This window comes from Clostridium sp. NkU-1, from assembly GCA_001312405.1.
This window is the reverse complement of sequence record BBDR01000005.1, coordinates 86,863-98,941: the sequence shown is the minus strand read 5'-3', so window position 1 is coordinate 98,941 and position 12,079 is coordinate 86,863. Positions and strand designations below refer to the sequence as shown.

Annotated in this window: 13 protein-coding genes and 3 pseudogenes; 9 read left to right on the top strand and 7 right to left on the bottom strand. The window is 40.9% G+C overall.

Going from position 1 to position 12,079, the window contains the following annotated elements:
• Positions 1-359: 359 nt before the first annotated feature.
• The 3 genes and pseudogenes from JCM10519_RS10010 to JCM10519_RS10000 all read left to right on the top strand — a co-directional run bounded on the left by JCM10519_RS10010 (position 360) and on the right by JCM10519_RS10000 (position 1,922).
• On the top strand, positions 360-791 hold the full coding sequence (locus JCM10519_RS10010) for a GNAT family N-acetyltransferase (RefSeq protein ID WP_054738939.1): 432 nt from the start codon (positions 360-362) through the stop codon (positions 789-791).
• A 41-nt stretch (positions 792-832) separates the two neighbouring features.
• A complete protein-coding gene (locus tag JCM10519_RS10005; RefSeq protein WP_347843760.1) occupies positions 833-1,027 on the top strand; it encodes an RNHCP domain-containing protein in 195 nt (64 codons plus the stop codon).
• Positions 1,028-1,434: 407 nt separating this feature from the next.
• Positions 1,435-1,922, top strand: a pseudogene (locus JCM10519_RS10000) (pyridoxamine 5'-phosphate oxidase family protein).
• A gap of 210 nt (positions 1,923-2,132) precedes the next feature.
• Here JCM10519_RS10000 and JCM10519_RS09995 read toward each other — a convergent pair.
• The 7 genes and pseudogenes from JCM10519_RS09995 to JCM10519_RS09975 all read right to left on the bottom strand — a co-directional run bounded on the left by JCM10519_RS09995 (position 2,133) and on the right by JCM10519_RS09975 (position 7,183).
• A pseudogene (locus tag JCM10519_RS09995) lies at positions 2,133-3,633 on the bottom strand (ABC transporter ATP-binding protein).
• Positions 3,584-4,171, bottom strand: coding sequence for an energy-coupling factor transporter transmembrane component T (locus tag JCM10519_RS28580; protein WP_347843759.1), 588 nt, complete (start codon positions 4,169-4,171; stop codon positions 3,584-3,586). The pseudogene JCM10519_RS09995 and the gene JCM10519_RS28580 overlap by 50 nt, the downstream one beginning before the upstream one ends.
• Positions 4,140-4,379, bottom strand: coding sequence for a hypothetical protein (locus tag JCM10519_RS28575; RefSeq protein ID WP_347843758.1), 240 nt, complete (start codon positions 4,377-4,379; stop codon positions 4,140-4,142). Before JCM10519_RS28575 ends, JCM10519_RS28580 begins: the two co-directional genes overlap by 32 nt.
• A 31-nt stretch (positions 4,380-4,410) precedes the next feature.
• Positions 4,411-4,770, bottom strand: coding sequence for an MptD family putative ECF transporter S component (locus JCM10519_RS09985; protein ID WP_347843757.1), 360 nt, complete (start codon positions 4,768-4,770; stop codon positions 4,411-4,413).
• Positions 4,771-4,807: 37 nt separating this feature from the next.
• Positions 4,808-4,972, bottom strand: a pseudogene (locus JCM10519_RS28570) (MptD family putative ECF transporter S component); the annotation flags it as partial.
• A 117-nt stretch (positions 4,973-5,089) separates the two neighbouring features.
• Entirely contained in the window at positions 5,090-5,707 is a 618-nt protein-coding gene (locus JCM10519_RS09980) for a TetR family transcriptional regulator (RefSeq protein WP_054738937.1), read from the bottom strand.
• Positions 5,708-5,992: 285 nt separating this feature from the next.
• The gene (locus JCM10519_RS09975) at positions 5,993-7,183 is read right to left on the bottom strand and encodes a coenzyme F420-0:L-glutamate ligase (RefSeq protein ID WP_054738935.1); all 1,191 of its coding nucleotides are present in this window, start codon (positions 7,181-7,183) and stop codon (positions 5,993-5,995) included.
• Positions 7,184-7,468: 285 nt separating this feature from the next.
• Between JCM10519_RS09975 and JCM10519_RS09970 the strand changes: the two genes are divergently transcribed.
• From JCM10519_RS09970 to JCM10519_RS09945, 6 genes are all read left to right on the top strand, one after another.
• Positions 7,469-8,299 (top strand): effector binding domain-containing protein, encoded by an 831-nt coding sequence (locus JCM10519_RS09970; RefSeq protein ID WP_054739120.1) that lies wholly within the window; start codon positions 7,469-7,471, stop codon positions 8,297-8,299.
• A gap of 23 nt (positions 8,300-8,322) precedes the next feature.
• Positions 8,323-9,081 carry a methyltransferase domain-containing protein gene (locus JCM10519_RS09965; RefSeq protein ID WP_054738932.1) on the top strand — a complete coding sequence of 253 codons (759 nt, stop codon included), beginning with the start codon at positions 8,323-8,325 and terminating at the stop codon, positions 9,079-9,081.
• Positions 9,082-9,432: 351 nt separating this feature from the next.
• A complete protein-coding gene (locus JCM10519_RS09960) occupies positions 9,433-9,738 on the top strand; it encodes a DUF6506 family protein (RefSeq protein WP_054738930.1) in 306 nt (101 codons plus the stop codon).
• Positions 9,739-9,760: 22 nt separating this feature from the next.
• Entirely contained in the window at positions 9,761-10,261 is a 501-nt protein-coding gene (locus JCM10519_RS09955) for a GNAT family N-acetyltransferase (RefSeq protein ID WP_054738928.1), read from the top strand.
• Between the two features lie 53 nt (positions 10,262-10,314).
• Positions 10,315-10,977, top strand: coding sequence for a winged helix-turn-helix domain-containing protein (locus JCM10519_RS09950; RefSeq protein ID WP_054738926.1), 663 nt, complete (start codon positions 10,315-10,317; stop codon positions 10,975-10,977).
• Positions 10,974-11,984: an ATP-binding protein gene (locus JCM10519_RS09945; RefSeq protein WP_054738925.1), complete on the top strand. Its 1,011-nt coding sequence runs from the start codon at positions 10,974-10,976 to the stop codon at positions 11,982-11,984. The genes JCM10519_RS09950 and JCM10519_RS09945 overlap by 4 nt, the downstream gene beginning before the upstream one ends.
• Positions 11,985-12,079 lie beyond the last annotated feature (95 nt).

Sequence of the window (12,079 nt, the reverse complement as noted above, 5' to 3'; positions counted from 1 at the left end):
GGTGGCTTGATGTCGTCTATTCGCTAAGATAATGAACAATAAAATTTAACTCTCATTTCACGAGGGGGTTTTTGTTGTACTTATTTTGCGGATATATGAAGCTCAGGCTGCCTTTAATTTGATTGAAAAAAATTATAGGTTTTATTTACGCAGGCAATGAGTCAGATGAATATAAATCCATGTTCACCTGGTGACTGCCGCAATAACGAGAGAAACCAGCAAGGCTTGTTTCTTTGTGTTAGTGTATAATAAGTAAGCAGATATCTCTAAGTGACAGAGTTACCTGCTTTTTTTATTGTTCAGAATAGTATACTGTTAAAATAAATTATTTTGATCAAAAGGAGAAAGCATATTTTATTATGATCAGAGATGTTAAAGAAACCGATATCGGACAAATTATGAAGATATGGCTTAATACCAATATCAAAGCCCATTATTTTATTGACAGCAGCTATTGGATAAACAGCTATGCCGCAGTAGGGAAGATTCTGCCTCAGGCAACCGTTTATGTCTATGATTCCAATGACCAGATCCAGGGGTTTCTTGGGCTGAATGGAGATTACATTGAGGGGATTTTTGTTGATGACCAATACCAATCCAAAGGAATCGGCAGTGAACTGCTTGGTTATGCCAAAGAAAGACATAACAAACTTCTTTTAAATGTTTATAAAAGAAATGAGAGGGCAGTCAGATTCTATTTGAGAGAGGGATTCGCGGTCCTGAGGGAACAGATTGAGGAAGAAACAAAAGAAAGTGAGCTTACGATGGCATGGCAGCCGCTCAAAGCATAGTTTCGTGCCGCTGACAATTAACCTTTGCGAGGGGAGGAATTATGGAGCAGGTCAGTGTCTGGGTGCGTAAGAACGGCGAATGGGCAATTATCCACAGATGCCGGTTGTGCGGCACCTTGAGTTCAAATCGGATTGCAGCAGATGATAATCCGGCCATGCTCATGTCCATAGCAGTTAAGCCCCTTGCTATGACACCATTTCCACTGAATAAATTGGATGAAATGTTTGAACAGTGATTTTCATAACAATGTCATGCTGAAATGAAACGTAAAAATGGTAATCTATTCACCCTTACGAAAGCGAAAGAACGTTGACTTACTGGGAAAACGAGTATATAATCAAGCTTAGTTTGAAAGTGCATGATCTTATTAAAAAGTAAATAATAATGTTATCTGGGGTTCCGCAGTTTAACTGGTTTGTGACCGGGAGAGAGCTCACAGTTTCACAGCTGTGTCACGGAAGGATAAAAGCCTGGGAGATATCAAGATGATATCATTCAGGCTTAAATTTTATTCTGGAGGTGAGAACATGGTTTGGGCATATGGTCACACTATGCTTTTCGCATTTGAAGCGGAGGACTTACTTGATTCGGTTAAATAATATCAATTTGCATCAATACATATAAGGAAGGGGAAAATACCAAATGTTTAGAGAAATGAGAAGAAACAAACAATTATTATCGCCTGAAGATACAATTGCGGTAATGGACAGATGCACCAATGGTGTCCTGGCATGCTTAGGGGATGAAGATTATCCGTACGCTGTTCCGTTGAGCTACGTATATTTCAATGACAAGATTTATTTCCATTCTGCAAAGGCCGGGCATAAAGTTGATGCGATCACAAAATATCCAAAGGTATCTTTTTCGGTAATTGATGAAGATACGATTGTAAGTAAGGAATATACTTCTTACTTCCGCAGTGTTATCGCTTTTGGAAAGGCCAGAATTGTGGAAGGCTATGAAAGCCTGGAAGCATTTAAGGCCTGGTAAGTAAGTATTCAGGCGATCAGCCTGAAGATGCCAGGAATAAGGAAATAGCTGGATGCACACATGCTTATATTATTGCTATTGACATTGAACACATAACCGGCAAGGAAGCAATGGAGTATGCCAAAGCAAAACAACATTGATGAAACGGCCCTTCAGATGACAGATGAATTTGTTACAGACCAATTAATTTATAGCTAAACAAGGAGAACGCCAGGCACAGTCAAGTGTCTGGCGTTCTCCTTGTTTAGTCGGGACTGCCCGCAGGGTAATTTTGCAGCCAGACTATCCTGATTATTTTGATTGCATTAAGTAAGGAATGTCCTTTGTACATGCTGCGATTGATTCACGCATTACGGGACATTTGCCTCCCCCGCAGCTTGTTCATGCGAAAAAAAGGTTTGCAAAAGTATAACCGCCTCATGATCCATGGTCCGGTGCCATAGCACCTTGCCATTCTCAATAAACAACAAATAGGTACAACATTTATAAATGAGTTCCGGATCATGGGTAATCAAAAACAGACTTTTCCCCATTTCTTTCAAGCGATTCAGATTTTCGGAAACCTCAACCATGTGCCGGTAATCAAGGCCGCTAGTAGCTCATCAAACACCATAACTTCTTTATTGGAGGCGATGGCACTGCCAATAGCTACCCGCTGTTTTTCGCCGCCAGACAAAGACATAGGATGCAACTTCTTTTATCCAGCAAATCAAGACTGGACAAAATCTTATTGGCTTGTGCAGTGTCCATTTCCTCATCTTTACCAGCCATGCTCAGCAACAGTTCATCCAGCACATCCTCTGTGAACAGCTGGTGGTTCACATCCTGCATGACCATATAAGAAGCGCGGAGGCGCTTTTTCCTGTCATACACAGCGCCGTTCAATTCCAGAGTTCCTTTCGCCTTTTTATCCAGGCCGCATAAGCACCGGGCAAAGGTTGACTTGCCCGCACCGTTGTTCCAATGATGCCGATAATCTCGCCTTGGGGCAGTATTAAAGCCGGAATATCCACATTGGCAGGGCCATGTTTTTCATAAGTAAAAAAGAAATTCTTGATGTGCAGAGCTGGTGCATCTGGTTTTGCAGCAGCTTCAGGCTGAAGGTGAAATGGATCAAGCGCCCGCAACCCCATTGCCTGCAATTCCTCTGGCCTTAATGCCTGGAGTTCCTGCCGGGTGAACTGCCGGCAGATGGTCCCATGTTTCATGTAAATAATGCGGTCAGCATATGGGACAAGGTAATATAGGCGGTGTTCTGCCACGATGATCGTCTTTTTTTTAGCTTGCCAATGCTGAATAACACCAATTAAATCCTCTATGGCAGCAATATCCAAATTGGAAGATGGTTCATCTAAAACAAAAATCTCAGGGCGGATTGTGTCTGCTGATGCGCAGGCGATTTTTTTGCTTTTCGCCACCGGAAAGGGCAAACAGGCTCCGATCCAATAGTTTCTCCAGCTTGAGGTTTCTCGTAGTTTCTTCCAGCCGCTTTAGCATATCCGGAACTGGCAAAGCCATGTTTTCGCAGCCGAATACGATTTCATTGGTAGTCTCCACATTGTAAAACTGCGTCCGGGGATTTTGAAATACCGACCCCACCCGCTTGGCAATTTCATACAGCGGATATTCTTTTAATTCCTGTCCATCCAGCAGCACTTCGCCCATTAGGTTTCCCTGATAATAATGCGGAATCAACCCGTTTACCAGCCGGGTCAGGGTTGTTTTGCCGCAGCCGGATTCCCCGCAGAGCAGGATTGTTTCCCCGTCCTTGATCGTCAAGTCGATATTTTGGAGGCTGTTTTCAGATTCTCCATTTTCGTATGTAAAAGAAATATTCTTTAGTTCTATCATTTTCCGGCCTCCTTACCATCTGATTACAAAAAAATGTGAGAAACAACATAACTGCAGCGATCAATACGGTAAGTACATCCCAGAGTGTAAATCCGATTTTTGTGATGTTTGTCCGTTTTACTGGATTGTCCAGCCCACGCGTCAATGCTGCTGCTGAAAGATCTTCTCCGATTTTAACTACTGAAATCATCAGTGGGATGAAGCGGTACTCGATTAGGGCAGTTGGGTTATTCCAGAATTTTTGAGTGCCAAACTGTACCTCTCGCATTTGCATGGCATCCTTGATGGCCGCAGATTCTTCCTGCATGGTGGGGATAAAACGAAACAGAACAGACAGTGGAATGGTAATCTGCCGTCCGATGTGCATCCGGCCCAGCGATGCAACGCATTCGCTTGCAGTGGTGGATTTTATGAAATACGCCCCCATCATAAAGGCAGGAAATAGCCGCAGAACCAGTCCAACCAAAAGCACAATGATCATATTGATGACCATAGGAAATTGGATGTTATTTTGAACCGACTGTACCACCAGTCCCATAGTGAACAGGACAAAAAAAGGTAATGGCGGTCTTATACTGCCGGTTGGTAAGCAAAAGCACAAAAGGAATTAGTGCCACCGCAATCATAAAGGCGGTATGATTATACAAAAATTCAGCGGTAGCAACGACGGCCATCAGCAGCAACTTTGTCCGAGGATCGAGGTAAAGGCCTTTTTTTGTGCCTGCAACTGCTTGAAGCTGTTCCATCAGATAATTCCAGCTCTCTCAAAATGCTTCTTCAGCATTTGCGTCCAAGCAATGCGCCCAAGATACCGCCTGCAAACAACAGCGCAAAACCTGCATACAACATCCAGGATGGCATCAGTGACTGTAAAGTATTTGCATACTGATCACCCATGGAGCTGTGAATGTTCTCCCAATATGACTCACCGGCAAACCAGAGGTTAGCAGGGCAGCCCATGATACCAAGGCAAAAGCACGCATAGCTCAGTGCGGTAACCTTAAAGCTCTGATAATGACCAGCTTTCAGAACAAGATCGCTTAGAATGCCGCCCAAAATCCAGCCAAGCAAGCCAATCCAACCGTAGCCAATAAGGTAAAAGAAAATTCCGCTTATGATTCCGGTGATGGTCAACATACCAATTTTTTTTGATTTTAGTATAGTACAGCATCATTGGAATACCGCAAACAACCGGCCAAATGATAAACAGGAACGGGTACACTACCGGTAGCGCTGTCAGTAGTCCAATAATAAAGAATATTACAAGGGTCATTGCGGTATAAATACCGACGTTGATTAAATCCTTACCTGTAAGTTTGTTGCTTTTTTTCCATTTCAATTTTTTTCCTCTCTTTTGAAAAATTTGTATATCCCTGGCAAGGAGAATCGTGCCGATATTACTTCTGTCACATTACATAGTTAGGCTAAACTAACTTGCGGCCAAAAATTTTGGGGATTAAATCCCCAAAACGGTTTGCCAGCCGGAACTGAAAAATGCAGCTAAGGTATGAGCATATTTAAGGGCTGCTGGCATTGGGTAGTTGTGCATAACGACTTCAGCGATGGAAGCATAGTAAGAGTGAACCAGCATATGCCACTCACCTTCCTCTAAGTCACGGATTGGAACACCTCTTGCTTTTAGCTCGTCAACCAATTTCCTTGTCTCCTGCACTTCAGAACCCACCACATTGTCCAGAAAATCCGCATATTTCGTGCCATCAGAGCGCATCAGCAACAGCTGAAAGACATCAAAGTGAGTATAGATGTACTCAATAATTTCCAGAATCGTTTCTTCTGATAATTTCCACAGTTGTTTCAGCTCGTCAGTTCTTGCCATCTCAAAATGCTTTTCTACAGAATCGGAATAGATTTTGGAAACGGCCAGGACGACCGGGTCTACCAGAGCGCCGAACAACGCCTCCTTATCGGCGAAGTGGTTGTAGAAAGCCCCGTTGGTCACATGAGCATCTTTGCAAATTTCTCGGATGCTGGCTCGCTCAAAGCCAAACTCTAAGAAGTGTTTCTTTGCACAAACCAACAGATTTTCGTGAGTTTGCTGAAAGTCCCTTGACATGTTCTATCACCTCGCTTATGTATAAATTACAGTGTAATATTACGGTGTAATTTAAATATTATCATGACACGAACCAAAATGCAATACCATGTCTGCATTTTTTTTAGTATGGTAAGGAGGCTCATTATGAAAGTAAAAAAAATCAGGAACCAGCCGGCGGTTTTATGGCGATTGTGGACAGGGTTTATGGCAAGAGAAAAGCCGTAGGACTTAAAATCCTACGGCTTTTCTCAAAAACTGAAAACATCTATATTGGACGCAGGCGTTTAGCCATTGCCTTTTGAGTTATTTGGTGTAATTATCGAAGTAGCCCTGTACTAATACGATAGGTGTTCCTTTGTCACCGCTTCCGGAAGTAAGGTCACAGAGGGAGCCGATTAAGTCGGTTAAGCGGCGGGGGGTAGTTCCCTGAGATACCATGCTGCCCACTAAATTGTTGTCCTTGCTCTGAATATAATTTGAAATGGCAGCCTTTAATTCCGCTCCGCTTAAATCTGCAAAATCGTTATCAGCAAGATATTTTAATTTCACTTCATTGGGCTGGCCTTCCAGACCTTCCGTATATGCCGGAGAAACCACCGGATCAGCCAATTCCCAAATTTTGCCCATAGGATCTTTGAAAGCGCCGTCACCATAAATCATAACTTCAATATGCTTTCCAGTTCTTTCAAGGAGGCCATCCTGAATCTTCTTAACGATTGGGTCGCAATTGCGGGGGAATAGCTTAACAGTGTCTTCAGTCGCTTTATTGCTGCCAAGCAAGCCATAATTTTCATTATATCCACTGCCATCAACTGATGCGGTTAAGATATCATCAAGACCAAACACAGTCTCTGCATTGGCAGCCTTTAATAAACGTTTTGTTCTAAAACGGGTATGAATATCGCAGCTAAGAACATGCTTTGTATAATTTAAGATTGTCCGGCAGTCATTTGCAAGAATAACTTCTACCTCGCAGCCTTCCTTTTGGATAAGCTCCTTGTAGTATTCAATATAATCAACTCCGGTAAAGGTGTGCTTACGGTAGCCAAAAAGTTCACGGTATTGTGCCTCTGTCAAAATATCAGTCCAGGGATTAATGCCCTTTTCATCCAAAGCATCAAGATCGATCAGGTGATTGCCTACTTCATCGGAAGGATAGCTTAACATGATCACGATCTTTTTAGCACCTCTTGCAATGCCCTTAAGGCAAATGGAAAAACGGTTACGGCTTAAAATAGGAAATACAATACCGATGGTTTCATTACCGAATTTATTTTTAATATCAGCAGCTATTTGGTCCACAGTAGCATAGTTTCCCTGAGCACGGGCAACAATGGCCTCGGTAGCAGCGACAACATCTCTGTCACGCAATTCAAAATTTTCACTTTTTGCTGCATCAATTACACTTGAAATAACTATTTCAGCAATGTCGTCTCCCTGTCGGATAATGGGAGCACGTACACCTCTTGAAACAGTTCCTATTAATCTCTCCATATGCATGATTCTCCTTTAAAACCCATGATAAAACTGATGGGATGTATTTAATTCACTTTATTATAACATGATAATTGGTATTGGTAAACTTAATGCTTTTTATATATAACATAACTTCTGCTTATATCAAATGTGATTATTAATAGAATCGATCTTGATATTCCGCAATGCAGGAACATCTTTTTAAAAAAAATTAATGCTATAATTAAATCATTATTAAATAAATGTCAGGTGGGGGTAAGCATTGAATTACAGAGAACATATAGAAAAAAAAGTATTCAGTTCATGGAAGACCATATCAAAGAAAATATTACGATAGAAGAAATTGCGAATCAATCCGGCTACTCTCTTTTTCACTTTTGCAGGGTTTTCAATCTGTGCATGGGTGCATCTGTCATGGAATACATACGGGAGCGCAGGTTGTCCTTAGCAGCCACGGAACTATCTAAGGGAAGGAAAGTCGTTGACATTGCTGTGGATTACGGGTTTGAGACATCCAGCGGCTTTACCAAAGCCTTCCGTAAAGCCTTTGGCTATACTCCCACACAGTATGTGGAACGGCTGTCCGGATATTCTGATGCAAAAAGCGGGCGTCCTGTTATTGTAAAAAGACCTGCATTTAAGGTTGCCGGCTATGGAATTAAAACCGATATTACCGGAGCAGCTTATACAAAGGATATTGCTTCTTTCTGGAGCAACTATAACGGTGAAAATTTAGAAAGTAAAATGTACAAAATTTTAAATCCTGCAAAGCACGGGGAAGTGGGGGTGTATGTTCCTTTATCAGAAGATGGCAAAGCAATCTATCTATTGGGTGTGATTGTAGAAGATTTTTCAAATACCGGAGAAGATATGCTGACAGTAGAAATTCCAGATGCCGAGTACGCTGTTTTTACGACCAATCCTGTGGATACCACCGGTGATTGGGAGCAGAAAGAGTTTGCAAAGGTCATTGCAGGAACGTGGAAATATATTTTTGAAGATTGGTTTAAAGACAGCGGTTATGTTTACGACGAAAGGAAACTTGATTTTGAATTCTACGATGAACGCTGTCATCATAGGCAGGATACGGTCATGGATATTTATATCCCTGTTAAAAGTGCAATAACGGAATAATCAGGAAGGAAAGGTGATAACAAATGTTAAGCTATTATGGCAGATTGTCTTCAGAAGTGTATGATATGGATAAGCCTGTGGGCCGATCTTTTGGAGATATAGAATTTTATGCGGATCGGTTAAAGTCGTGTAAGGGTCCGGTTCTTGAACCTGCAACCGGAACCGGACGTATATTGATTCCTCTTTTGGAAAAAGGCTTCCATGTCGAAGGCTTTGACAGTTCAACGGATATGCTGCGTATCTGTCATGAAAACTGTAAAAAAAGGGGCCTGAATCCTAAACTTTTTGAGGCAAAGATGGAATCTTTTTCACTGGATACAAAATATGGGGCTATTATCGTGCCGACGGGAACATTTCTGTTACTATATAAAAGGGAAGACTCCATAAAAGCGTTACAAAACTTTTATGAGCATCTATCCGACGGCGGCCGCTTAATCGTTGATATATTTTTGCAAAAGGATATTTCCACAGAGCGAGTTTCCACAAGAACCTGGGAGTGCCCCAGTGGAGATATCATTACATTAGAAAATAAAATTGTAGAGGTTGATTATATCAATCAATATACAATTTCCCATGGACGATATGAAAAGTGGCGTGAAGGTACGCTCGTGCAGACGGAATTAGAGTGTTTTCCGTTACGGTGGTACGGAGTAGAAGAGTTTCGATTAGTGCTTGAAAGCATCGGATTTAAAGATATCGTGATATCTTCCGACTATAAATCAGGAAGATATCCATCAGCTTCCGAAGAAATCATCACCTTTGAAGCTGCAGCTGCTAAATAAAAATTAACTGATTATAAATAAAGGCTGTGTTTGAAACAAAGAAGAATATGCCTATAAAAAGGGTGTTTGCCAGAACCGCATACAAAGAATATTGACGAATAACCTAAGAAAATATATAATAATAACCAGATTAAAATGTTGACCGGTCTGTAGCCAGGGGAAAGCTCATAGTTTTATAATTGGGGTGCGGAAGGATGAAAGCCTGGGAGATATCAAGATGATATCTTTCAGGCTTTATTGTCACTTGCTGTTTAATCACTGGCGTTGGGAGCGGATTTGAAAAAAAATAAATCCTGGCTTATATCACTGGCAGTTTTGAATTAAAAAACATTTATATTAGGAGCGAGTAAAATGAAGAAAAAGTTTGCATTTTTGCTGATGGGAAGTCACTATAGTCCGGAAAAGCATCAGGCTTGTTTTGAAACAGAAAAACAAATCAGCTATGTTTTTACAGTTAGAAATTTTAAAGAGGCATGCGATAAAATCATTTTCTTAGAAAGTGAAGGTGTTGGAGCAGTTGAATTATGCGGAGCCTTTGGTGAAGAAGGCGCACAAAAATTAATAGAACTGACAAACAATAAAATTGCCATAGGCTATGTTGCCCATAAGCCTGAGCAGGATCAGTTGTTTTCTGATTTCTTTTCAAGCTTTGGTTGATGAAACGGAGGTGTAAGACTCTATGAATGTTATCATCAGACCAATTGAGGCAAAGGACGCAGAATCCCTTTGGCAGATGATGGCCGCACTTGATGCTGAGACGAAATTTATGATGTACGAGCCAAATGAACGAACGAAAAATATAGATAGAATAAAATCTGCCATCAATGATGCTGCCATAGGAGATAACCTGTTTTTAGCTGCCGAAGCAGATCATGGAATTGTTGGATATATATCTGCGCAAAAAGGCAATTTAAGAAGGGTAAAACATTCTGCTTATATCGTTGTGGGGATTCGTGCATCCTATCAGCGGCAAGGCATCGGCACCTCATTTTTCAAGGAACTTGATAAGTGGGCCCATGATAAAGGGGTTACCAGACTTGAATTAACGGTAATGTGTATCAATGATGCTGCGAAACACCTTTACGAAAAAAATGGATTTGCAGTTGAAGGAATAAAGAAAAATTCCATGATTGTGGATGGAACATATGCAGACGAATATTATATGGCTAAACTATTATAAGCAATGGGTATAATACCAATAAGATAAAAGGGAATTTGGGAGGTAAATTCAATTTGAAGCTGTTTATCATAGAAGACGATATCGTTCTGAGAACAGAATTAATTTCGCTGCTTGAAAGCTATAATTATTCATGTGAAACAAGTGATAACTTTAAAGATATTATTTCGGAAGCAACGGGTTCAAATGCAGATTTAATTCTGCTTGATATCAACCTTCCATATTATGATGGGTATCACGTGTGCCGGGAGATCCGCAAGATATCAGACGTGCCAATCATGGTCGTGACAAGCCGCAACAATGATATGGATGAACTGATGAGCATGAACCTGGGGGCAGATGATTTTATAACAAAACCCTATAACATTCAGATTTTGCTTGCCAGGATCGGAGCAATATTAAAGCGCACCAACCGGATAAATAATTTATCAGAAATAGAATATAAGGGCTTCACATTGTCAATGGCAAAAAGCACAGTTTATTATGAAAGCAAAGAGGCCGAGCTTACGAAAAATGAATTGCGTATTCTCTCTGTTTTAATGCAAAACGCTAACAGCATCATTTCACGGGATGAATTGATGGATGAGCTTTGGCAGTCGGATGAATTCGTTGATGACAATACACTGACGGTCAATGTCAACCGTCTGCGTAAGAAACTGGAAGAAATAGGCGCTGCAGATTTAATAAAGACCAAACGCGGCCAAGGGTATATGATATGAAGTTATCAGGCTTTTTAAAAGATAAGATTTTGTTTTTATTGGCGCAAGGCTTTATCATTGTTTTTTTAGTGCTGCTGCTAGATATCTACCATATCAGCCATTATGCCATTATTCTTATCAGCATGAACGTTGTCATAATTTCCATCGGTGCGCTGGCATACGAATACCTGGTCCGCAGCAGATATTACAATAGACTGAATAAAACACTGGAGTCAATGGATCAAAAGCAGTATATTGCCTCCCTGTTAGAAGTACCAAATTTTGCTGAGGCAGAAGTACTCTGTGAGGTTCTTAAGCAGGTTACAAAAGCCATGAACGACGAACTTGCTTCCTATAAGATATCCCAGGATGAATACCGGGAATATATTGAAACATGGATCCACGAGATAAAGATCCCAATTTCCTGCATTGATCTTATCTGTAAAAATAACCGTAATGACATAACAAAGAGAATATCCGAGGAAACAGTACGGGTGGATTCTTATATCGAACAGGCACTTTATTATGCCCGAAGCAAAAATGTAGCGTCTGACTACAACATTAAAAGGCTTTCTCTTGACAGCTTAGTGAAGTCTGCTGTAAAGAAACATTCAAAACAACTGATAGGGTGCGGTGCACAGGTCAAACTGGACAATCTTGATCATATGGTTTATGCCGATGAAAAGTGGCTTGATTTCATTATTGGACAGATTATTGCAAACAGCATCAAATATAAAAAGGATGCTTTGACTCTATGGTTTTTTGCTTCAGAAAACCAGGAAAACATGATTCTTTTTATCCGGGATAACGGAATTGGCATTTCTGAAAGCGACCTTTTAAGAGTGTTTGAAAAGGGATTTACGGGAGAAAACGGAAGAGCATTTGCAAAGTCCACGGGGATCGGGCTATATCTGTGCAAGGAACTCTGTAAAAAGATGTATCTGGGATTAGAAGCCCACTCATCCGTGGGCCACGGTACAACAATTAAAATAACATTTCCAAAAGACAGACAGTCTTTCCTGCAGTAAGGGGTTCCGCTCTTTTTTGAAGCGGAGCCCTTTTATCTTACAAATTTGTTCGTTTACTGTAAGTAAAATCTATGGTTCCATACTCCTTTCCCTGA